Source organism: Streptococcus hillyeri, from assembly GCF_003686955.1.
GTDB classification, from domain to species: Bacteria; Bacillota; Bacilli; order Lactobacillales; family Streptococcaceae; genus Streptococcus; species Streptococcus hillyeri.
The window spans coordinates 109,519-133,367 of record NZ_RCVM01000003.1; the positions used below are offsets into that span (position 1 = coordinate 109,519).

21 protein-coding genes and 2 riboswitches are annotated in these 23,849 nt (G+C 39.2%); of the genes, 9 read left to right on the forward strand and 12 right to left on the reverse strand.

Annotated features, from left to right (window positions below):
* Positions 1–10: 10 nt before the first annotated feature.
* Positions 11–187, forward strand: coding sequence for a DUF3042 family protein (locus tag EAF07_RS03095; protein ID WP_121834822.1), 177 nt, complete (start codon positions 11–13; stop codon positions 185–187).
* 255 nt (positions 188–442) lie between these two features.
* Here the strand turns inward: EAF07_RS03095 and EAF07_RS03100 are convergent, their stop codons facing one another.
* The 4 genes from EAF07_RS03100 to EAF07_RS03115 form a co-directional block, all read right to left on the reverse strand.
* Positions 443–1,033, reverse strand: a complete 591-nt coding sequence (locus EAF07_RS03100; protein ID WP_121834823.1) for an ATP-dependent Clp protease proteolytic subunit — start codon at positions 1,031–1,033, stop codon at positions 443–445.
* A 271-nt stretch (positions 1,034–1,304) separates the two neighbouring features.
* Complete coding sequence (upp, locus tag EAF07_RS03105) at positions 1,305–1,934, reverse strand: uracil phosphoribosyltransferase (protein ID WP_121834824.1); 630 nt, start codon at positions 1,932–1,934, stop codon at positions 1,305–1,307.
* A 333-nt stretch (positions 1,935–2,267) separates the two neighbouring features.
* On the reverse strand, positions 2,268–3,020 hold the full coding sequence (locus tag EAF07_RS03110; protein ID WP_121834825.1) for a class I SAM-dependent methyltransferase: 753 nt from the start codon (positions 3,018–3,020) through the stop codon (positions 2,268–2,270).
* A gap of 17 nt (positions 3,021–3,037) precedes the next feature.
* Positions 3,038–4,354: an FAD-containing oxidoreductase gene (locus EAF07_RS03115; protein WP_121834826.1), complete on the reverse strand. Its 1,317-nt coding sequence runs from the start codon at positions 4,352–4,354 to the stop codon at positions 3,038–3,040.
* Positions 4,355–4,629: 275 nt separating this feature from the next.
* Positions 4,630–4,724: riboswitch (glycine riboswitch) on the forward strand.
* Positions 4,725–4,888: 164 nt separating this feature from the next.
* Between EAF07_RS03115 and EAF07_RS03120 the strand changes: the two genes are divergently transcribed.
* Entirely contained in the window at positions 4,889–6,241 is a 1,353-nt protein-coding gene (locus EAF07_RS03120) for an alanine/glycine:cation symporter family protein (protein ID WP_121834827.1), read from the forward strand.
* Positions 6,242–7,135: 894 nt separating this feature from the next.
* Positions 7,136–8,326 carry a cation diffusion facilitator family transporter gene (locus EAF07_RS03125; protein WP_121834828.1) on the forward strand — a complete coding sequence of 397 codons (1,191 nt, stop codon included), beginning with the start codon at positions 7,136–7,138 and terminating at the stop codon, positions 8,324–8,326.
* A 110-nt stretch (positions 8,327–8,436) separates the two neighbouring features.
* Here EAF07_RS03125 and pepF read toward each other — a convergent pair whose 3' ends face one another.
* Positions 8,437–10,239: an oligoendopeptidase F gene (pepF, locus tag EAF07_RS03130; RefSeq protein ID WP_121834829.1), complete on the reverse strand. Its 1,803-nt coding sequence runs from the start codon at positions 10,237–10,239 to the stop codon at positions 8,437–8,439.
* 322 nt (positions 10,240–10,561) lie between these two features.
* On the opposite strand from pepF, the gene trmL reads away from it, so the two are divergent.
* From trmL to EAF07_RS03155, 5 genes are all read left to right on the forward strand, one after another.
* Complete coding sequence (trmL, locus tag EAF07_RS03135) at positions 10,562–11,071, forward strand: tRNA (uridine(34)/cytosine(34)/5-carboxymethylaminomethyluridine(34)-2'-O)-methyltransferase TrmL (protein ID WP_121834830.1); 510 nt, start codon at positions 10,562–10,564, stop codon at positions 11,069–11,071.
* Positions 11,072–11,195: 124 nt separating this feature from the next.
* A riboswitch (FMN riboswitch) is annotated at positions 11,196–11,410 on the forward strand.
* A 77-nt stretch (positions 11,411–11,487) separates the two neighbouring features.
* Entirely contained in the window at positions 11,488–12,057 is a 570-nt protein-coding gene (locus tag EAF07_RS03140) for an ECF transporter S component (RefSeq protein ID WP_121834831.1), read from the forward strand.
* Positions 12,058–12,080: 23 nt separating this feature from the next.
* Entirely contained in the window at positions 12,081–12,731 is a 651-nt protein-coding gene (locus EAF07_RS03145; RefSeq protein ID WP_121834832.1) for a phosphatase PAP2 family protein, read from the forward strand.
* A 725-nt stretch (positions 12,732–13,456) separates the two neighbouring features.
* Positions 13,457–15,109 carry an Rqc2 family fibronectin-binding protein gene (locus tag EAF07_RS03150; protein ID WP_121834833.1) on the forward strand — a complete coding sequence of 551 codons (1,653 nt, stop codon included), beginning with the start codon at positions 13,457–13,459 and terminating at the stop codon, positions 15,107–15,109.
* Complete coding sequence (locus EAF07_RS03155; protein ID WP_121834834.1) at positions 15,110–16,018, forward strand: LysR family transcriptional regulator; 909 nt, start codon at positions 15,110–15,112, stop codon at positions 16,016–16,018. It begins immediately after the preceding gene.
* Positions 16,019–16,065: 47 nt separating this feature from the next.
* Here EAF07_RS03155 and EAF07_RS03160 read toward each other — a convergent pair whose 3' ends face one another.
* From EAF07_RS03160 to rpiA, 7 genes are all read right to left on the reverse strand, one after another.
* On the reverse strand, positions 16,066–16,827 hold the full coding sequence (locus tag EAF07_RS03160; protein ID WP_121834835.1) for a LytR family transcriptional regulator: 762 nt from the start codon (positions 16,825–16,827) through the stop codon (positions 16,066–16,068).
* Positions 16,820–17,533, reverse strand: coding sequence for a purine-nucleoside phosphorylase (deoD, locus tag EAF07_RS03165; RefSeq protein ID WP_121834836.1), 714 nt, complete (start codon positions 17,531–17,533; stop codon positions 16,820–16,822). The genes EAF07_RS03160 and deoD overlap by 8 nt, the downstream gene beginning before the upstream one ends.
* Before the next feature lie 518 nt (positions 17,534–18,051).
* Positions 18,052–18,747 (reverse strand): LemA family protein, encoded by a 696-nt coding sequence (locus EAF07_RS03170; RefSeq protein WP_121834837.1) that lies wholly within the window; start codon positions 18,745–18,747, stop codon positions 18,052–18,054.
* A gap of 9 nt (positions 18,748–18,756) precedes the next feature.
* A complete protein-coding gene (locus EAF07_RS03175; RefSeq protein WP_121834838.1) occupies positions 18,757–19,566 on the reverse strand; it encodes a purine-nucleoside phosphorylase in 810 nt (269 codons plus the stop codon).
* 24 nt (positions 19,567–19,590) lie between these two features.
* A complete protein-coding gene (gene arsC, locus EAF07_RS03180) occupies positions 19,591–19,998 on the reverse strand; it encodes an arsenate reductase (glutaredoxin) (RefSeq protein ID WP_121834839.1) in 408 nt (135 codons plus the stop codon).
* Between the two features lie 10 nt (positions 19,999–20,008).
* On the reverse strand, positions 20,009–21,220 hold the full coding sequence (locus tag EAF07_RS03185; RefSeq protein ID WP_121834840.1) for a phosphopentomutase: 1,212 nt from the start codon (positions 21,218–21,220) through the stop codon (positions 20,009–20,011).
* Between the two features lie 186 nt (positions 21,221–21,406).
* Positions 21,407–22,084, reverse strand: coding sequence for a ribose-5-phosphate isomerase RpiA (gene rpiA / locus EAF07_RS03190; protein ID WP_121834841.1), 678 nt, complete (start codon positions 22,082–22,084; stop codon positions 21,407–21,409).
* Between the two features lie 248 nt (positions 22,085–22,332).
* On the opposite strand from rpiA, the gene mnmE reads away from it, so the two are divergent.
* Positions 22,333–23,703: a tRNA uridine-5-carboxymethylaminomethyl(34) synthesis GTPase MnmE gene (gene mnmE / locus EAF07_RS03195; protein ID WP_121834842.1), complete on the forward strand. Its 1,371-nt coding sequence runs from the start codon at positions 22,333–22,335 to the stop codon at positions 23,701–23,703.
* The last annotated feature ends 146 nt before the right edge of the window (positions 23,704–23,849 follow it).

Below are 23,849 nucleotides of genomic sequence, written 5' to 3' on the forward strand. Positions count from 1 at the left end.
AGACACTCTTATGGCTAAAAAACATCCTTTTGTGAAAGGTCTTGTGACCGGTGTTGTTGGATCAGTTGCTGCCGCTGCTGGTGCGCTTTTTGCAATCCAAAAAACCATCATTGAACCTGAAGAAAAGAAAGCTGCTTTTATCGAAGAAAACCGTAAAAAAGCTGCGCGTCGTCGCGTATCACGCTAATTTATACTTTCAAAGATCAAACCAACCAATTCACCAAAAACTTAGATAAAACTGAGTTTTATCAGGCTGAGGTAAGCTTTGCTTGTCAATAAGCACTCACCATTTGAATATAATCAAAGAGCCCGGTAAAAGTCTCAACAATAGAAAAAGGCTTAGAATAACGTCATCAATATACGTTAATTTTAAGCCTTTTTCTATTGTTCAATTGTATCAGCAAGATCCAAATCTGAGTTTTTCCCAGCCTCTCATAGTTGCTTAATTTAAGCTATTATTTTCCATGATAGCATCAATGAAACCATATTTAAGTGTTTCTTCTGCACTCATCCAGTAATCACGCTCTGCATCCTTGTGAACTTGCTTCACTGTCTTACCAGAGTTTTTAGCCAAGATTTGTTCAAGGTTATTACGAGTTTTCAAAAGGTGCTCAGCTGCGATTGCCATATCTGTTTGTTGCGTACCGCCACCAGTACCACCCATCGGTTGGTGAATCATGTATTCTGCATTTGGAAGCATGAAGCGTTTCCCTTTTGCTCCTGATGACGCAATGATTGTTCCCATTGAGGCAGCCACACCCATAACAATCGTCTGGACATCTGCCTTGATAAAGTTCATGGTATCAACAATAGCTAAACCTGCTGATACAGACCCTCCAGGAGTGTTAACGTAAAGATAGATATCTTTTGTAGGATCTTGAGCATCTAGGAACAAAAGCTGCGCAATAACAGAATTTGCCATATTATCCTCAACAGGACCTGTTAACATAATGATACGGTCTTTTAAAAGACGTGAGTAAATATCATAAGAACGCTCACCGCGTGATGTTTGTTCAATAACTACAGGAATCATAATTTTCCTCTTTTCTACTTAATTCTTACTGTTATTATATGCTTTTAGTCAGATAAGGTCAAATAAAAAACTCATTTTTTAGCACTCTCTTCAAAAGAGTGCTAAAATTCTTTTGTAAAAATAAGAACAACTGTATTTGCCCTTATTTTTTTCTATTCCTTTAGAGTCAGTTTGTTAGGGCTCGTTTATTTCAAACGATCTAAACTTATTTGGCCACTGGACCTCGCCGCTTTCTTATTTTCCAGCGACGACCTAAATAGGTCCACTGGACCTATTTAGTACCAAACAAGCGGTCTCCTGCATCTCCAAGTCCTGGGACGATGTAGCCTTGTTCATTGAGTTTTTCGTCAAGGGCTGCTGTATAGATATCAATGTCTGGATGCGCTGCTCTGAGTTTTGCAACTCCTTCTGGCGCTGCTACCAAGCAGACGAATTTAATGTTAGTTGCTCCGCGTTTTTTCAATGAATCAACACCTAGAATAGCTGAGCCACCTGTCGCAAGCATTGGGTCAACCAAGAAGACTTGGCGCTGCTCGATATCTTCTGGAAGTTTTACCAAGTATTCAACTGGCTCAAGAGTTTCTTCGTCACGGTACATTCCAATGTGCCCCACTTTTGCGGCTGGAACAAGACTCAAAAGACCATCAACCATACCGATACCTGCACGCAAAATTGGAACGATTGCTAATTTTTTTCCAGCCAATTGTTTCTGAATCGTTTTTGTAATCGGCGTCTCAATTTCAACATCTTCAAGTGGAAGATCACGCCACACTTCATATCCCATGAGCATAGCAATTTCATTAACCAACTCACGAAAATCTTTTGTAGAGGTCGTTGTACGACGCAAAATAGACAACTTATGCTGAATTAGCGGATGTGCAATAACTTGGAAATTTCCCATGAGAGAACCTCTTTCTATATACGTTTATCCCTAGTATTATATCAAAAAAGTAAGCGGTTGACTATTATTTTTTGTAGAACTAACCATGACAAACACATGGCAAAAAGCCGTATAACTGTTTTCTAACTACACATATTTTCTCAAGATATTTACATCTGTATATTGGCTTATCCTCGTTTTCATCTACAATACGACGAAAATGTCAACAAATAGTTGCGCACAAGCAAACAAATCTTTCTCAGTTAGTCTTTTGAATTCCATCTCATTCTCTCTGTCCATAAAAATAAGCTCTACTATTTTACCATTTTTTAGGGAAAATAGCAGAGCTGAACCTCAATCTTTCTTTGTTACCTTTTGTGCTTTAATGACTAAAAAATCAGGTTTATGTAGTAAATCCCTATACTCGGGATATTCTTCTAACATCTTATCATCTGGGAGTGGTTCAATCACTTTCTCAATCGTAAAGCCAGCATATATCAAGGTATTAAAAATCTCTGAAAATGTTCGGTGATATTTTTTGACATTGTCCACAAACCAGACAGACTCACGTTCTCCTGAGACGCTATAATGAGTCAAATTCAAATGTAGACGATTCCCATCGGTATCTCTAGTCCACCGATCACCACCTGTATGGCAGGTATTGATTGGATGTTCTTGTGAAAAAATCAGAAAGCCATTATCATTTAGCTTATCATAAATTTTAGCAATCAAATCCGAAAAATCTGCCACATAGTGAAAAGCTAGCGAACTAACCACCAAATCAAACGAACCATCCAACTGATCGATATCTTCCATCGGTAAATTCAGGTATTGAATGTTAGGAGCCGTATTTTCAGCCTCAGCAACCGCCAACATCTTCTCAGAAATATCAATCCCAAGAATAGAACTAGCTCCCGCATCACTAAATTTCTTGCAGTAATCACCAAATCCACAGCCTAAATCAAGAATCCTTTTACCTTTTAAATCAGGTAATAAGGAAAATAAGGCAGGAATTTCAAAAAGAGTATTGGCATTGCGTTCATTTTTTCGAATCTTTTGATACCCCTCAAAAAAGGTATCATTGTCATAGATATTTTGCTTTGCCATCATAGCTCCTCATTATTTTAAAAATTAAAGACGTCGTTTAAATTCTCAGCCATGGTTGGGTGTGTGAAAATTTGATTTTTGATGTAAGTGTAAGGAATATGGTTATCCATAGCCATTTTGATGAGGTTAATGATTTCGTGACTTCCTGCTCCAAAGAGAGTTGCTCCTAGAATTTCATTGGTCTCAGTATTGACAATCACTTTATAAACGCCTCGAAGGTCATTATTGACATGGGCTCTTGGCATATTAGCTACCAGTAATTCATTGACCTTGTATGGTAAACCTGCTTCTTGCACAGCCTTTTCCGTCAAACCAACCTGTGACAAAGCAGGATCAATGAAGAGAGAGTTTGGTACATTTTGACGGTTTTGAAGGCTGTAATCTCCTTGACCGGTCAACTTACCAAAAACGATGCGGAAATCATCAAGTGATGTGTAAGTGAACTGGAGACCTCCGTTCACATCACCGACCGCATAAACACCAGATACCGTTGTTTCACAGTAGTCATCAACCTGCACAGCACCACGGTCGGTCAGTTTGATGTCTGTATTTACCAAACCAAGTCCTTCAGTGGCTGGTTTGCGCCCCATGGCGTACATCACCACATCAAAGAGATATTCTTTGCCGTTTTCAGTGACAACAACCTCCTCACCACGGTTGGCAACTGCTTCTACTTGACTTCCTAGGACAAAGCTGACGCCATCTGCTTCAAGGTACTCTTGTGCTAATTTGGCAGCCACCTCTTCATAGCGTTCTAAAATGACTGGGGAATTTTCAAAAACAGTGACTTGACTACCTAGACGAGCATAAAGCGAGGCAAATTCTAGACCAATATTACCACCACCGATGATTCCAAGTCGTTTTGGTTGTTCAGGTAAATTTTGGATACCTGTACTATCTACCACATGCTTACTCTCTAACAGCCCTGGAATTGGAAAGACATTTGACACGGCACCAGTATTGATAACAATGGTTTCTGCTGTTAATTGTTCTGTCTCATCACCAGCTGAAACTTCAATCACTTTGTTAGAAATAAATTTAGCATGAGCATTGATGAGATCAGCTCCGCTATTTTCTAAAACCATTTGATTTTTATTGCGAAGACGAGTTGTGACGGTCTCTTTGAGCGTCATTGCATGATCAAAGGTTAAATTGTTTTCTGCTGCTTGTATCAAGGTTTTAGTCGGAATACAGCCGACATTGATACAAGTGCCACCATAATTTGCCGCATTTTGCTCAACAAGAGCAACTTTTTTACCAGCGGCAGCCATTTTACCAGCCAATGTTTTCCCCGCCTTACCAAAGCCGATAACAATCAAATCATATGCTTTCATAAACACTTCTCCACATCTTTTTCTTTAGTTTAACAAACTTTAACGTCGCTGTCATAAATTCGCTACGCCAATTTGAATTCATTTTATTTCCGAACGTTATAGCCAAAACAAATCAATTTGTTATCATTTAACACAAATTACTTGACAAGTTTGACATTTTCATTTAGAATAAGCACAATTACATAAAACACCAACCGATTGACGTCATTCTGGAGAAGATTTGATCTACCGAAGGAATTATACTCTCAGGTGCCTTAGGGCAAGGACAGGATGACTGACGGACTTCTGGAGAGATTCTGCAAGACAGAACACCGAAGGGGCAAGGCGATTTTTCGCTCAATCTCTCAGGTAAAAGGACAGAAGGAAAATGATGCACTTGTTAAAAGGGGATGTTCTCATTTTAACAGGATTTTTTGCGACATTCTCCACCTCCAGGACTGTGATTTTTCTCAGTCCTTTTTGTGTTCAGTGTGGGTGTTTGACAGTTATTCTAACTTAGAATAACTGTGCAACTTATATTTTAAGGAGTTTTATATGTCTACTTTTTTCACACATCTTGAAAAGATTCTTTCAACTGTTAATGATTTGGTTTGGGGACCACCACTTCTCATCTTGTTAGTCGGGACAGGTATCTATCTGACTCTTCGTCTCGGTCTTTTGCAAATTCTCAAACTCCCTAAAGCTTTCAGTTTAATCTTTGTCCACGACGAGGAACATCACGGAGATATTTCCAGTTTTGCGGCTCTAGCAACAGCTCTTGCGGCTACTGTTGGTACTGGAAATATTGTCGGAGTGGCTACCGCTATTCAAGCTGGTGGTCCCGGTGCCCTTTTTTGGATGTGGGTAGCTGCTTTCTTTGGAATGGCGACTAAATATGCAGAAGGTCTTCTTGCTATCAAATACCGTACCAAGGATGATAACGGTGAAATTTCTGGTGGACCTATGTACTATATCCTAAATGGTATGGGGCAAAAATGGCGTCCTCTCGCAATCTTCTTCGCCTTAGCTGGTGTATTGGTAGCTTGGCTTGGCATCGGAACATTCTCTCAAGTCAATTCCATTACCGGCTCTTTGAAATCTAGCTTTGGCTTTGCTCCACAAATCGTCAGTGTCATTATCGCCATTATCGTTGCTTTCATTATCTTTGGCGGTATCCAGTCTATTTCTAAAGTAGCTGAAAAAGTGGTTCCCTTTATGGCTGGACTTTATATCTTAGCTGCTGTTCTTGTTATTCTCTTAAATAGCAATCAAATTCTCCCTACTGTTGCTCTAGTGCTTGAATCTGCTTTTACAAAATCTGCTGCCATCGGAGGTTTTCTTGGAGCCAGCGTCCAAAAAGCTATGCAGATGGGAATTGCCCGTGGGGTCTTTTCAAATGAATCTGGTCTAGGCTCTGCACCAATTGCTGCCGCTGCAGCTAAAACCAACGAGCCAGTAGAGCAAGGTCTCATCTCAATGACAGGTACTTTCATTGATACCATTATCATCTGTACCTTGACAGGTTTAACCATCCTCATTACTGGTGTTTGGACCAGTGATAGTTTAAAAGGTGCTGATGTCACTCAAGCTGCCTTTAGTGGAACTTTTGGAGCTATTGGTAGTTTTGCACTGACCATTTCACTAGTTCTCTTTGCCTTTACAACCATTCTAGGCTGGTCTTACTACGGCGAACGTTGTTTTGAATTTCTTTTCGGAACAAAGCACATTCGCATTTACCGTCTCATTTTCATCCTAATGGTTGCACTAGGTGGCTTCTTAAGCCTTCATATCGTTTGGACGATTGCCGACATTGTAAACGGACTGATGGCTATTCCAAATCTCATTGCACTTCTAGCGTTATCACCTATTGTTATCAAAGAAACAAAAATGTATTTTGAGAAAATCTGAGAATGTATAGTTAGCATTTTTGGGACAGTTAGCTTTATGAGGTAAGGACACAAGCCCCCCTAACAGAACTCCATTGCCTGTTTTCAAGCCTAAGACCTAAACGAGAGTGGGACAAAAGCCATAATTTAGAATCCTTGTCTTCCACTAGCTCTCTGGTTCATAAGCTCAGGCTGAAACTGTCCAGTGGTATGTTTTAGATGGACACTCAAAAATGAAGAGGTCTCCAGTTAGGACTTCTAAGCAACCACTGCGTCAAATTATTTCTACACTAAAATTTAAGAGGTTGGGATTTTTTGTCCCAGCCTCGTCTTTTTATACTCATTCAAAATCAAAATTAGATTTTTATATCCTCTAAGTTTTGATAAAATTATAAATGTAGGGAATTTAAAACATTTCTTTCAGCAGAGTGGTAAGTTCCCATCATCTCGATTTTGTCGTCTTAGACACTGTAAAAGCGACAATTCTCAGCTCTTCGTAGTTGCTAAAGCTATGACACCAAAGGTTTGTTGGCGTGCTAACCACATGAGGAGATTTTAGAGAAAAGAAAATATTTTTGTTCCTGTCTAATTTTGATTTTTATAGAGTATAAGACAGGAAACTGTCTATTTCACGCGACCTTGTGGTCGCATTTTAAACTGATGCGGAGAAGTTCAACTTGTGAATACTGTTTTTTACAGGATTCTAATCTCAATATTAAACATAAGTCTGTTTAAAGTTTCAAAACAAATGACAGTCTGAACCACTCCTATCGTTTTACACCACATAAGGTTAATTTTTTCAGATTTTGAAATGAATTCAGTACTTTTTTTCTTATTATTTATTTTCAATCCTACTCTCTTTTACACTTTCATTATCATATGATATAATACTGAGACATCATTTTTGGGAGGTTTTATGACTACTGCATCTGAAAAACTTCAGCTAGCTAAGCGGGGCCCCATTATTTCCATCGTGGCCTATCTGCTCCTCACAGCAGCAAAATTGGCTTCTGGTTATTGGCTAGGTTCCAGTTCTCTTATCGCCGATGGTTTTAACAATCTTTCTGATATTGTTGGCAATATTGCCTTATTAATAGGCCTTCATTTGGCTAGTCGTCCCGCTGATAATGACCACAAATTTGGTCATTGGAAGATTGAAGATCTTTCTAGCCTTATCACTTCTTTCATTATGGCTACCGTTGGTTTTCAAGTGTTGATTCAAACGGTTAGAAAGATGTTGTCGGGACAAAGCTCCGCTATCGACCTAGAAGGTGCTATTGTCGGGATCCTATCTGGTCTTGTGATGTATGCTGTTTACTTCTATAACAAGAGGCTGTCAAAGCAAGTTCAGTCATCTGCCCTAGCCGCTTCGGCGAAAGATAACCTGTCCGATGCTGTGACTTCTATCGGTACTTCTCTCGCGATTGTTGCTAGCTCCTTTAACCTCATTTGGCTGGATAATCTGTTTGCCCTGCTGATTACCTATTTTATCTTAAAAACAGCTTATGATATCTTTATCGAAGCGACCTTTAGCCTCTCTGACGGTTTTGACGATAAACACCTAAAAGCTTACGAGAAAGCTATCTTAGAAATTCCTAAAATTTATGCGGTTAAGTCCCAACGTGGTCGAACTTATGGAAGTAACATTTATCTTGATATTATTTTGGAAATGAATCCTGATTTATCTGTCTATGAAAGCCACGAAATTACGGAGCAAGTCGAAAATATGCTACGTGAACGCTTTGAAGTTTACGATATTGATATCCACGTCGAACCTGCGCCAATTCCCGAAGATGAGATTTTTGAAAATGTTTATCATAAACTCTACAAAAACGAAAAAATTATCCTCTCAAAAATCCCAGATTACGAAGAATACCTATCTGATGATTTTCGATTGATTGATAGCGACGGCGCTCTTTTAACTAAAGAAGAAGTCATTAAACAGGATAAACACTACTTGAACAACTTTCAATACTTCAAAGTCACCTCAATCAGCCAAAAAACAAAACTTGTGACCTACCAATTAGAAGGTCATCAACATACCAGCCTTTGGCGACGACACGAAAAATGGTTTTTAATCTATCACCAGATTACAAAAATAAGCTAAAAACGGTTGGAGCACCCAATCGTAAAATTAAAAAGCTAGAGTTCCGCTATTGGGAAGCTCTAGCTTTTTTTCGTGGCTGAGAACTATTTTTGTCTCAGACTCTTTTTATATTATAGATGAACACCTTTTTCAACTAGGGCTTCAAGTTCTGTCAAACGTTCTTCAAAGACTTTGAAGGCTGCGTTGAGGTAATCAACTTTTGTCATATCAACACCAGCTTTAGCAATGACATTAAGGGCGTAATCTGAGTTACCTGCTTTGAGGTAATCAAGGTATTTGTCTTTATCTTCTTGCGTACCATGCACAATGCGGTCTGCTAAGAAGTTTGCTGCTGCAAAACCTGTTGCGTATTGATACACATAATAATTGTAGTAGAAGTGCGGAATACGTGCCCACTCGTATTGAATTTCTGGATTGTCTTCCGCTGATATGCCATAATATTTCTCGTTAAGAGACCCATAAAGATTATTAAGGTAATCACTTGTTAAAACCTCGCCATTTTGGTCAGCCACATGGATAGCATGTTCAAATTCAGCGAATTGCGTTTGACGGAAGATTGTTCCTCTGAAGCCATCAAGATAATGGTTCAAAATAGCAAAGCGCTGTTTGTCGTCTTCAACTTCTGCCAACAAGGCCTCTGTCATGATGTTTTCATTAGTTGTTGACGCAATTTCTGCTAAGAAAATACTATAATCACCGTAAACGTATGGTTGGTTTTCACGAGTATAAGCTGAATGCATACTGTGACCAGTTTCGTGGACAAGTGTATAGAGATTCTCAAGCGTATCTTGCCAGTTCAATAACATAAAGGCATTGGTGTCATAGGCACCACCTGAGTAAGCACCTGAACGTTTTCCTTTATTCACATGGACATCAATCCAGCGCTCTGTAAAGGCACGTTTCACACGCGCAGCATAATCATCACCAAGAACTGACAACACTTTTTCTGCTTTTACTAGAGCTTCATCATATGTAATAGCCATATCTACTTCTGAAAGTGCTGTATACATATCATACATTTTCAAATCATCCAAACCAAGAACTTTTTGACGTAATTTAATGTAACGATGTAACAATGGCAAGTGAGCATTGACTGCTTCAAGGAGTGTGTCATAAACTGCTTCTGGGATAAAGTTGGCTGACATAGCTGCTTCACGAGCAGATTTGAAATGACGTACTTTCGCCTTATAGTTGTGAACTTTAACGTTTGTTTGAAGCGTCTTAGCGTAAGTATGTTGGAACTGCTCATAAGTACCGTACATCGCCTCATAAGCTCCTTGACGAACCTCACGATTTTTTGACTCCATCAAGCTAATGTAGTTACCATGAGTCAATTCTTCTACTTCCCCCTTATCATTTGTCACCCAAGGGAAAGCAATGTCTGCATTGTCAAGAACAGAAAAGGTCTCACTAGCCCCTGAGAAGATTTCTTGAGCTCCTGCAAGTAATTCTTCTGCTTCTTGTGACAAAACATGTTCTTTGGTCTTAAAGAGGCGTTCAAAGTGGTGATTGTAGAGTTCAAGTTCAGGAGTTTCTTTGACAAATTCAGCGTATGCTTCTTCTGATAACGCCATAAATTCTGGCTCGTAGAAAGCAAATGTTCCACTCAATTTTGCATAAAGGGCACCAGCCTTTGCTTGAAGTTCTTGATAGTAAGCTACTGTTGTGTCCTCATCGTTTTTCATTGAAGCATAGACATAAAGTTTTTCCAAACGACGCATCAACCCCATGTAGGTCTCGGTTGTCTTAAAAAGGCTAGCGCTACTATCCAAAAGATGACCAGCCAATTCTTTTGCGGCGTCAACATCTTGATTTAGGGAAGCTAATTCTTCCTCCCAAGCGGCATCTGTTGGGAAAATCGTTGTTAAATCCCAAGTGTATTTTTCCTCTAAATGACTTCTATTTTCTGACATGTCATTCCTCCCAAATCTGTAATAAGATTATTTTATCACAAAACCTTGTCTTTCAACATTCAAAACTGGATTATCAATATATTTTCAAATTTTTCGAAAGAATTTCAACTATTTTCAATAACTTCGCCAATAACTTCAACAACTTTTTTCTTAAAATAAGCTAAAACCGTTGACATCTCTCGTCAAAGTGCTATACTAGAAAACAAGAATTCGTTGGTTTAACTCAAACCTGTTATGAGTTAAGTTAATGAGTCGCCATAACCAGGTTATCTGCCGAGATTTGACTCCGGGTAACCTGGTATTTTTGTATTTGGAGAAAATTATGACTAATCACATCGTTCTTTTTCAACCACAAATCCCACAAAATACCGGTAACATTGCCCGCACTTGTGCCGCTACAAACTCCCCTTTACATATCATCCGTCCAATGGGTTTTCCTGTTGACGACAAAAAGATGAAACGGGCTGGACTTGATTATTGGGATAAACTTGACGTCCATTACTACGACTCACTTGAAGAATTTTTGGGAAAAATGGCTGACGCTTCTAAACTTCACTTAGTCACAAAATTTGCAGATAAAACCTACTCAGACGAAACTTATAACGATGGGCTAGCGCATTATTTCATGTTTGGTCGTGAAGATACAGGACTTCCAGAAGAATTTATGCGAGAAAATCCTGAAAAAGCGATTCGTATTCCTATGAATGATGAGCATGTTAGAAGCCTCAACGTTTCTAATACCGTTTGCATGATTGTTTATGAAGCTTTGCGTCAGCAACAATTTGCAGGACTTGAATTGACCCATACTTATGAAAAAGATAAACTCAAATAGTTGGCGTTTGTAGTCAGACTTCTAGTCCCTACAACTGCTAGACTATCAAGAGTTACTATAAAAACACTAATTAGTTATTTTACGTGAAAAGTCTTGCAAAGTCGGGGCTTTTTTGCTATGATGTAATTGTCTTCAGGGCAGGGTGTAATTCCCGACCGGCGGTGACAGACGAGACGATTTTTTGATGAGAATAGGTAGCAAGTCGATGATAATGCGTGGATATATCAAGACAAACTAACGTCCTAGCAACAAAAAAGAGACTGTCTGAAGTCCGTGAGCGCAAGCTGATGTGGTGCGATTCCACAACCGACAGTAAAGTCTGGATGGGAGAAGACCAATGCTTTTTGTGCTATCTTTTTTGAGTACAAAAATACTTGGAACTTCTTTCAAATTGTAAAATTTGGAGGAATTTTTTTATGTCTACACAGGCAAAACAAACACGTCGTTTGGTGTATATCGCCATTTTGACAGCACTTTCATTTCTGCTGATGTACTTTCAGTTTCCACTGATTCCAGGGGCAGATTTCTTAAAAATCGACTTTTCGATTTTGCCACTTCTAGTGGTCATGCTGGCCTTCGACCTTAAAAGCGCATGGTTGGCACTTATCCTACGTAGCGTTTTAACGTTACTCTTAAACAACAACGGTCATAGCACTCTCATCGGTATACCGATGAACATCATGGCTCTTGGCGTCTTTATCACTGCGTTAGCTTTTCTTTGGAAAAAAGAGCAGAGCGTTAAAAACTATGCCATTGCTTCTATCGTAGGAACCCTTCTTTTAACCTTAGTAATGGTTGTGCTCAATATTTTTTACGCCGTGCCTGCTTACGCTGCTTTTGCTAATTTTGATATCAATCAGTTTATCGGACTTTCAAAATACATCTTTGCCATGGTTATTCCATTTAACCTCGTAGAAGGTGTTATCTTTGCCGTGACGTTCTACCTAGTGAACTTGGCTATGAAACCTTTAATTACTAAATTATAAATGATTATGCTATAATCATTAACATGAAACAGAAACAAACTTATTTTGTGAGAGCAAGTTTTGCAGCCCTTGTCTTTGTCATGCTGGGTTATGTGGTTAAATTCTATCCTGAAGTTCTTACTGAATTTGACACGCCTATCCAGTCAACAGTTCGAGGGGCATTGCCTGAACTTGCAACTCACTTTTTCTCAACAATTACCGTAATCGGAAACACGTCAACACAAGTTGCACTCGTTGTCATCGCGGCTGCCTTTTTACTCAAGCAAAAATGGTATGCTGAAAGTGGATTTGTGGCTATTAGTGGCATTTTAGCCGCTATTGTTATTTTCGGTTTCAAAACCATTTACCAACGTCCTAGACCAAGTATTGAACACCTTGTTCATGCAGGTGGCTTTTCATTTCCTAGTGGGCATTCTCTTGGAACGATGCTGATTATCGGAAGTCTAATTATCATCATTGGTCAAAGGGTTAAGAATCAGCAATTAAAATTAACTTGGCAGATACTATTAGGAATAACAATCTTTCTTGTTGGACTATCTCGGATTTATCTAGGAGTTCACTACCCAACAGATGTCATTGCAGGATTTACCTTGGGATATGGGCTTTTAAATCTTCTCTATCCTATTTATGATCAAAAACGTTTTGAATGGCGTTTTCAAAATAAACAAAAATAGGCATCAACTAATACTGGATATCAGCACACCTGGTTTTCTGAACTTGACGTCAATCAAGATTAGAAGACACGGTGTGCTTTTGTTATTTATAGACTCTTCTAATCTAGTCATTGAAATTTTATACCCGTTGTGCTAGTTATTTTCTTTTTTAGCACTTATCCTTATGTGGTTCGGGGCGGAAGCGACCTCCTACAGAGTTCCATTGCTAAATTTGAGCCCAATCATCCTTGCAGGGGACTACTACGAAATTGAGTTTCAATTTCTGTAATTCTCCCAAAAGTCCGTTCTTATCAAAGGTAACCTCTGAGATCTCTCATTTCTAATCTCAGACTTATGTCACTTTCCAGTTTCTCAGTAACAGGCTTTGATAGTCTCTCCCCAGACTATCAAACTCCACAGAACAGTTTCACCAATAAGAGGGCAACTATGGCGAAAGAAAGGTTTAAACTCACTACATTCGTTGGCTTATCACTAATATTAAAGGTTCTAAAATTCTAATTTTGATTTTGAACCATTATATTTTTATAGTGAGTTGCGAGGAGACCTAACCTTACCAAGAAGAAATAATGTGCAAAATGTTTTTACTTCAACTAAAATTAATTTCTTATTTGGACCAACCTATGTAACGTCACACACAATCTTCCTACAAGTTTTATGCTATAATAGTTGAGATTGGACATTAACCATTATTCAAAGATATCATCAATACTAGAGAGGAAGCGATTATGTCATTCGATGGCTTTTTATTACATCACCTGACAAAGGAACTTCAAGATGATCTCCTTTTTGGACGCATTCAAAAAGTGAATCAACCCTTTGAACGTGAATTAGTTCTTACCGTTCGTAATAATCGTCAAAATTACAAACTCTTATTATCTGCCCACCCTGTTTTTGGACGTATTCAAACCACAAGTGCTGAGTTTCAGAATCCGCAAACTCCTAATACTTATACCATGATTATGCGCAAGTACCTTCAAGGTGCTGTCATCGAAGATATTCAGCAGATTGAAAACGATCGTATTCTAGAAATCTCAGTTTCTAATAAAAATGAAATTGGGGACGCTATCAAGGTGACTCTTGTTGTCGAAATTATGGGAAAACATTCTAATATTATTCTGATTGACAAAAATGAGAGTAAAATTATTGAATCCATCAAGCATGTTGGCTTTTCTCAAAACTCTTACCGCACCATTTTACCAGGTTCAACCTATATTGCTCCGCCACAGACTAACGCGGTAAATCCCTTTAATATCTCAGACACCAAGCTTTTTGAAATCTTGCAAACAGAGGACTTATCTCCTAAGAACCTTCAAAAACTTTTTCAGGGACTGGGTCGCGATACTGCTAGTCAATTGTCTGCACAGCTTGGAACTGACAAACTCAAACATTTCCGAGCTTTCTTTACCCAAAAAACACAGCCTCATCTGACAGAAAAAAGCTTCGCTGCTCTTCCATTTTCCGATAGCATTCAAGGCTTCAACACACTGTCAGAACTCATGGACTTTTTCTATGGGGAAAAAGCAGAGCGGGACCGCATTGCTCAGCAGGCTAGTGATTTGCTCCACCGTGTACAAAATGAGCTGGAAAAGAATCGTAAAAAATTAGGCAAGCAAGAAGCCGAGCTTTTGGCGACTGAAAATGCTGAAGAATTCCGCCAAAAAGGTGAACTTTTGACCACCTATCTCAGCTTAGTGCCAAATAATAAATCCTCTGTTGAGCTTGATAACTACTATACTGGTGAGAAAATCACGATTGCTCTTGATGTCGCTCTCACACCGAACCAAAATGCCCAGCGCTATTTTAAAAAATACCAAAAACTCAAAGAGGCTGTTAAGCACTTGACTGGTCTTATTGAAGAAACCAAGCAGACCATTGAATATTTTGAGTCTGTTGATTACAATCTCTCTCAGGCTAATATGGATGAGATTGAAGATATTCGTGAAGAGCTTGTTCAAGCTGGCTTTATGAAACGCCGTGCCACTGATAAACGTCACAAACGTAAAAAGCCTGAGCAATATCTCGCATCTGACGGTAAAACCATTATTATGGTCGGTCGTAATAATCTTCAAAATGAAGAATTGACTTTCAAAATGGCTAAAAAAGGTGAACTTTGGTTCCATGCTAAAGACATCCCTGGTTCACATGTCATTATCAAAGATAATCTGGATCCTTCTGATGAGGTAAAAACAGACGCTGCTGAGCTTGCAGCCTACTATTCTAAAGCAAGACTCTCCAACCTTGTCCAAGTGGATATGATTGAAGCTAAAAAGCTCAATAAACCTACTGGTGGAAAACCTGGTTTTGTAACTTATACAGGACAAAAAACCTTGCGCGTCACACCAACCGAAGAAAAAATTAACAGCATGAGGTTAAACTAAATGCGTATTCAACAATTACACTACATTATCAAAATCGTTGAAACTGGTTCTATGAATGAAGCTGCCAAGCAACTCTATATCACGCAGCCCAGTCTCTCCAATGCTGTTCGTGACCTTGAACGTGAGATGGGCATTGATATTTTTATCCGTAATCCCAAAGGGATTACACTAACTAAAGATGGGGTGGAATTTCTCTCTTATGCTCGTCAGGTTGTGGAACAAACCTCACTTTTAGAAGAACGCTATAAAAATCCGACTGCTAATCGTGAATTGTTCTCAGTTTCCTCGCAGCACTACGCTTTCGTAGTCAATGCCTTTGTCTCGCTGCTAAAAGGGACTGATATGAGTCGTTACGAACTCTTTTTGCGAGAAACAAGGACCTGGGAAATCATTGATGACGTAAAAAACTTCCGTTCTGAGATTGGGGTACTTTTCCTCAACAACTACAATCGTGATGTTTTGACTAAAATGCTTGATGATAATCGTCTCACCTATACTCCACTCTTCACAGCTCTTCCCCATATCTTTGTCTCTAAAACCCATCCTCTAGCACAAAAGGATATTGTTAGTCTAGAGGATTTAGAAGAGTACCCTTACTTCTCCTATGACCAAGGGATTCATAACTCTTTCTACTTTGCAGAGGAAATTTTAGCACAGGTTCCTCATAAAAAATCCATCGTCGTTTCCGACCGTGCCACCTTGTTCAATCTTCTCATCGGTTTGGATGGCTATACCATTGCGACAGGTATTTTAAACAGCAACCTTAACGGTGACAATATTGCCTCAATCCCACTGGATGTCGATGATGAAATCGAACTCGTCTATATCCAACATGAGAAAGCTAATTTATCAAAAATGGGGGAAAAATTCATTGACTACCTCTTAGAAGAAGTTAAATTTGACGAATAACCAAAAAAATCGAGCGGATAACAATTCCACTCGATTTTTTTATGTTATCACAAAAGTTGTGCTTTTATGAGCTGATTTACCTTATCGTAATAAAAGTCTTTTGTATCATAAATCACACCAGCTTCTTGTGCTAGAAAAATAATTTTCTCCAAAAAAATCTGCGATGAAAATTTTGTGGTGCGATGGAGCTCTTCTTCATCAAATGGTTTAATCAGATGGGCAAGAGGATTTCGCACTGCCTTTTCTAACTGACGAAGCTGTGCAACCGTATCTTTAATCGCTTTCGAAAAATCGGTCACCTCAATCAAATCGGCTAGACTTTTTGAAGTCACTTTGCTATCACGGCGCTCCGAGACAAAAGCTTGGACGAAAGGATTAGTAGAGTTCACCATCTCACCAAATTTCCAACTATCGTACTGATCCGATTTGGTATCATGGATAAATTGTTTTAAATCTGGTACCTTTTGCTGAGCCAATCGTAAAAATAAACGATACAAAATCGGACTCACTGCACGGACAAAGTCAATAATGTCAGCATTTTTAACCTTGGCTTCTAAATCCATCATATAATTGGCAAGAAGTTCTTCTTCATAGGCGTTTGATAAAAGGCGGAGCTGATAGCGTTCTTCTAGTTGGCGTAGGTCCTTTTCATGCTCAAAAAGATAGTCTACGTTGAGCTCTCGACGCTCTTTGAGCATCTCTAAGAGAAAATGTGCCTCACTAGATAACAGTTTGGACTGCTCTGCTATTTTCCAAGCCTGATGGTAGGCGTAAAGGTCTAAAAGAACCGTTAGGGTGTCTTTAGTCATTGGCAATCAAGGTCTCAAGACCAACCTTCATCATATCAGTGAAAGTATTTTGACGCTCTTCAGCTGTTGTATCCTCTTCTGGATTAACAAGGCTATCTGAGATTGTCATGATACCCAAGGCTTGCACCTTATGTTGAGCAGCAAGGTAATAAAGGGCTGCCGCTTCCATTTCAATAGCTTTGACACCAAGAGTACCCAATTTCATGTTACGCTCTGGCATGTTTGAGTAGAAAACATCTGAAGACAAGACAGAACCAACGTGTGTTGTCATACCAAGATCTTTGGCAATGTGGTAAGCCGTATCAAGCAATTTGAAGTCTGCAATTTGTGGGAAATCATACTCTGGGAAATCATTGCGGATGATGTTTGAGTTAGTTGCTGCCGCTTGTGCCAAAACCAGTTCACGAACATGAACATCTGGGTCAATTGAACCCGCAGTGCCGACACGAATGAGTTTTTTCACTCCATAATCCACGATGATCTCACGCGCATAAATCGAAATTGATGGCATCCCCATACCAGTTCCCATGACTGAAACACGATGACCTTTATAAGTCCCGGTATAGCCAAACATATTACGAACTTCATTAAAGCAAACAGCGTCTTCAAGGAAGTTCTCTGCGATAAACTTAGCACGTAACGGATCTCCAGGTAATAAAATTTTATCAGCGATTTCACCTGGTTTTGCTGAAATATGAATTGACATTTTAATAATCTCCTTTATTTTTCACTTTTTCATTAATCATCTAATAGATGTTTCGTTTTTGTTTCCCTGATTTGTTTTCCTACTCCTCTTAGGACAGCAAATCAAAAATCTAGAGGTGGCACACACCAATAATCGTTGTAAGAAAAATAACCAATAGAACAACTCTATGACTAGTAATTCCTATTTTTAGCCCTCCAAAGATCTCCCAACTCTTTGGAGCTGTGCGAAGGCGAGAGTGAAATTGCTCATTCAGTGCAAACCATTCTATATTCCGTTCACAAGCTAATCAGAATAAATCACTAAAATGATTCCTATGACGAGTAAAACCAGTCCAAAACCTCTGATTACTGAATTTTTTGAAAGAAACATGAAAATCGCAATCAGAAGCATGAGCAATCCTCTGTCACCTGTTAAAGAACCCTCATAATGCTACGTTTTAAATCAAGATTTATCATCAACAATCGCCTAACAGTTCCTAAAATGGCTTTAACTAAAAATCGTATTATTAATCTTGATTATCAAATATACAGTTGCTCATCATGTCCCAATGTTACACGCAAAAAGGCAAATGGCAAAGCATAAATGGCTTTATTATAATCAGAAACTGTTTGATTATGGTAAAGACGTTGATTAGTCACAAGAGCTTCCGCTTCTTTTATTTCTGCCATCAAATCTCGCAAACTTTGGTCAGCAGAACCATTAGTGTCTCGCTCAATGCGTTCAACTAATTTTGTTACCTTATCAGACATTTGTGAGTAGTTGTCATGTTTATTACTTGAACCAGAATGATTGTCAAATTTCTTTTTCTTCTGATCATGGTATGCATTCCCCTCATCAGAAGTCATATTCTCAGATGTTTTTTCATTTTCAACTAACTCTGAGACCGTTTTTTTGATAGACATCTTTAATTCATGGTCAACAATTTTATCAGTAACCTCTTGGAGCTGAGAAATCAACTTTTTAACATGGTTCTCTTTAATCTCAATTGCATAAAATGATGAGGCAATTTCTTGTTTAAGATGAATGACCTTATTGTATTGAGTCGTAAATGACATCAGTAAATAACTCAAAATAGATAGAACGAACGGAATGAGAGGCATCCAAACCCAATCACCGTCTAGTCCCATAACACCAAGAGCAACCGACCAAAAGAACATCAGTAAAAACCAGACGAAAAAACCTACAATCACTTTAAACCATGGTTTATTTAGCATCTCAAACTCCTACAACTCTGCCAAAATTGCTTTGACCAAGCCTTTGAAATCTTCTTTGATACGAGTTGTTACTTCAACAACTTCTTCGTGGTTAAGTTCTTCTTGGAAACCAGCTGCATGGTTGGTAATACATGAAATACCAAGCACTTTAAGGCCAGAGTGAGCAGCTACAATTACTTCTGGAACTGTAGACATACCAACTGCATCAGCTCCTAGTGTCTTGAAGGCACGGATTTCGGCTGGTGTTTCATAAGTCGGACCTGAGCAGCCAAGGTAAACCCCTTCACTTAGTTTAATGCCAAGTTTGTCCGCAACTTCGTAAGCAACCTGACGGTATTCTGGCGTGTAAGCCTTCGACATGTCTGGGAAACGTGGTCCGAATTCTTCAAGGTTTTCACCAATCAATGGGTTTGTTCCAATCATATTGATATGGTCATTGATCAGCATGAGGGTACCTGGGCCAAATCCAATACCACCGGCTGCGTTTGTCACAACTACACTGTGGCAACCAAGTGCTTTCATCACACGCACTGGGAAGGTCACAACTTCCATTGGATTGCCTTCATAGAAATGGAAACGCCCTTGGAGCGCTAAAACCTTACGACCAGCCAAGTCTCCATAAACTAATTTACCCGCGTGACCAACAACGGTCGATTGACCCCAGTTTGGGATATCTGAGTAGTCAATGACAACAGCATTCTCTACTTCTTCTGCCAATTCTCCCAAGCCTGATCCCAAAATAAGACCAAATTCAGGTGTCTCAATACCTTTAGACTGTAAAAAGTCGCGCGTTTCATAAATTTTTGCAATTAAACTCATTATTTTTTCCTCTACTAAAAATTGTTAACGTGAAGCAAGAACTTCACCATCTTCTTTGACAAATGGGAAGGGAAAGTCATCAGGTAGTAAGTCCAAAACTGTTTCTGATGGCCGACATAACTTTGTACCACGTTCCGTCACAACAATAGGACGATTGATTAAAATGGCATCCTCCACCATGGCGTCTAAAATGTCTTCTTCCGAAAGCTTTTCATCAGCTAAACCGTGTTTCTCAAATTCAGGAACATTTTTTCTGAGTAGGTCCCTAGCAGACATTTTCATTTCGGCTAGTAATGCTACCAACTGTTCTCGGCTAGGAGGTGTTTTTAAATATTCAATAATGGTTGGGTTAATACCGGCATGTTTCAACATTGCTAAAACATTACGAGATGTTCCGCAATTGGGATTATGATAAATGATGACTTCTTCCATTTTCAATACCTTATTTTAATTCTGATAAGAAACTTTCACCGATCATAGCGGTATCCACTCCAAAGTTTTCAGCAATCGTTGCAGAGATGTCTGCAAAGTGACCTTGTGGAATCACACCATTTCCTTTGAAAGCTGGGCTGTAAGCTAACAATGGAATATATTCACGTGTATGGTCTGTTCCGACATAAGTTGGGTCATTACCATGGTCAGCTGTAATCAAGAGAAGATCATTATCACGCATTGCTTCAATGATTTCTGGAAGACGGTTGTCAAATTCATGCAAGCAGTCACGGTAACCAGCCGCATCGCGACGATGACCATATAAAGCATCAAAGTCAACCAAGTTTGTAAATGAAAAACCTTTTTCAAATTCTGTCAAACCGATGGTTTTAATTAGAGTATCAATTCCATGGCTGTTTGATTTGTTGTGTCCCATGTCGTGGTTAATTCCTGAACCGTTGAAGATGTCACTGATTTTACCAACAGAATAGACATCAATACCCGCTTCATCCAACTTATTCAAAACAGTTGGTTCAAATGGGGATACGGCAAGGTCACGACGGTTTGCGGTACGTGTAAAATTACCAGGTTCACCAACGTAAGGACGGGCAATAATGCGACCAAGAAGAGCTGGACGCTCCAAAGTGATGGAACGAGCATATTCACAGATACGATACAATTCATCAAGTGGAATAATATCTTCATGCGCAGCAATTTGAAGCACTGGGTCAGCAGAGGTATAGATAATCAATTCACCTGTTTCCATTTGACGTGGCCCAAAATCGTCAATGACTGCTGTACCTGAATAAGGTTTGTTGGCTTCACGAATGACTTTACGACCTGAAAATTCTTCAATCTTAGTAAGAATTTCTTCAGGGAAACCGTCCCAGAAAGTATCAAATGGTTCCGTGATGTTAAGTCCCATGATTTCCCAGTGACCAGTCATGGTATCTTTACCGAGTGAGACTTCTTCGAGTTTTGTCACATATCCTGTAGGATTTTCTTCAGCAGGAACGGTTTTTAGAGCTTGTGGACGAGGAATATTTCCAAGACCAATTTTAGCCATATTTGGTACATCAAGACCGACAGTCTTTGAAATATGACCAAGAGTGTCTGAAGCTCCATCAGGTACACCAGCATTAACAAAGTTGTTAGCATCTGGTGCAGCACCAATTCCGACTGAGTCTAAAACGACTAAGTGAATGCGATCAAAAGTTGACATATGTTTCTCCTATCTAGGGGTGGTTACGGTTGGCACCCAAAAACCTGTATAGCTTATCTTACGGCAAACTATAGAAAAACTTATTAACAAACATTAACACATTTGGCAGTCAATGACCAAATGTTAAACTGAGCGGTAAATGTACTTTTTAGAAATATCAAAGCTACTTGCTAGTTCGCTTTGATATTATTTACCAGACTCAAGAACCTTCACACCATCTTTCCCGGCGACGATTACTTTGTTGACCATACCATTAAAAAGACCATGTTCCACAACACCGACCATATTTTTTAATTGGTGCCCAAAAGCAACTGGGTTTTCAATAACGCCTAAATCAAGGTCAATGATGAAATTTTTCATGTCAGTAACAAAACGACTACCATCTTTTTCACGGAACGATGGCTTGTAGCCAGCTTTGTCAAATTCACGGAAGAGACGCTCGGCACCATATTGCACCACTTCAACTGGTAATTTAAAAGCTCCAAGCTGATCGACCAACTTAGACTCGTCTACTACCCAAATATACTCTTTAGTTGGTGTTGCAACAATTTTTTCCATCAAAAGAGCACCACCGCCACCTTTAATGCCATTGAAGTCTTTATCCACCTCATCAGCACCATCCACAGTAATATCAATCATATCAATATCATCAACGGCCTTCAAAGGAATTCCTAGTCCTTCTGCCTGTGCGGTTGTCTGACTTGAAGTTGTCACACCAACCACCTTAAGTCCTTCTTCCTTAACCCTACGACCAATTTCTTCAACAAAGAAATAAGCTGTTGAGCCTGTTCCAAGACCTACCGTCATTCCATCTTTTACGTACTTGGCAGCTGTGACACCTGCAATTTTTTTTAAGGCTTCCAAAAATAATCTCCTCTCATGATTATTGAACATGTAACATCATCACAAACCAATCGTATTGCATCGTACAACACAATGTTTAGTGAGGTTCTAACACTTTATTATACCATACTTACTGTGACTTGTCTGCGCTTTCTTTTTTTATTCACAACAATCTGACATTTTTAGTTTTTAGAAGTAAGGTAACGAAAATCTTGCTTTCTGCTCTGCTTTTTTTTAAAATAGAAAGAACTAAACACAAAGGATATCACATGAGTATTACTAAGGAATTTGACACAATCACTGCTATTTCGACTCCTCTTGGTGAGGGGGCTATTGGGATCGTTCGCCTGTCAGGAACGGAGGCTATCGCCATCGCTAAAAAGGTCTTTCAAGGTAAAGATTTAGACACCGTTCCGTCACATACTATCAATTACGGTCATATTGTGGAAAATGGCAGAGCGATCGATGAGGTTATGGTTTCTGTTATGAGAGCTCCTAAAACCTTTACGCGTGAGGATGTCATTGAAATCAACACTCATGGTGGTGTTGCTGTAACCAATGAAATCTTACAGTTATTGATTCGTTCTGGGGCAAGAATGGCAGAGCCAGGTGAGTTTACCAAACGTGCCTTTTTAAATGGACGCATTGACCTCACTCAGTCTGAAGCTGTTATGGACCTTATCCGCGCAAAAACAGATAAAGCCATGTCAAACGCGCTCTCTCAATTAGACGGCTCTCTCAAAAACCTCATCAACAATACCCGCCAAGAAATTCTCAACACACTGGCACAAGTGGAGGTCAATATTGATTACCCAGAATATGATGATGTCGAGGAAATGACGACGGCTCTCATGCGAGAAAAAACAACTGAATTTCAAGAACTTTTAGAAGGACTTCTTCGCACAGCCAAACGTGGAAAAATTCTTCGTGAAGGGCTTTCTACTGCTATCATCGGACGTCCTAACGTTGGAAAATCAAGTCTTTTAAACAATTTACTTCGCGAAGAAAAGGCTATCGTCACTGATATTGCAGGAACTACACGTGATGTCATCGAAGAATACGTCAATATCAAAGGTGTCCCTCTCAAACTCATTGATACTGCTGGTATTCGTGAAACGGATGATGTGGTTGAAAAGATTGGTGTCGAACGTTCTAAAAAAGCCCTGCAGGAAGCTGATTTGGTGCTTCTTGTCCTCAATTCAGCAGAACCTTTGACCCACCAAGATAGAGCTCTGCTTGATATTTCAAAAAACAGCAATCGTATTATTTTACTAAATAAAACGGACCTCCCTGAACAAATCGAAGCCGATGAATTGCCAGCAGATGTGATACGTATCTCTGTGCTTGAAAATCAAAACATCGATGCTATTGAAGACAAAATCAATCAACTGTTCTTTGACAATGCTGGACTCGTTGAAAAAGATGCAACTTATCTTTCAAATGCTCGCCATATCAGCCTTATTGAAAAGGCTGTTGAAAGCCTAAATGCAGTTAATGAAGGATTAGCACTGGGAATGCCAGTTGACCTTCTACAAGTCGATATGACACGAACCTGGGAGATTTTAGGTGAAATCACAGGTGATGCTGCGCCTGATGAACTCATTACCCAACTCTTTAGCCAATTCTGCCTTGGGAAATAAGAAGGGAAACTAAACAAGATAAAAAGCCTTCACAAAGTTGAAAGGCTTTTTGTATCACACTTTATAAAATTGATATTAGAACAATCAAACTTTTAATAGTATAAGCTCATGACATTCCGATAAAACAGACTGAGAGCATCGGAGAG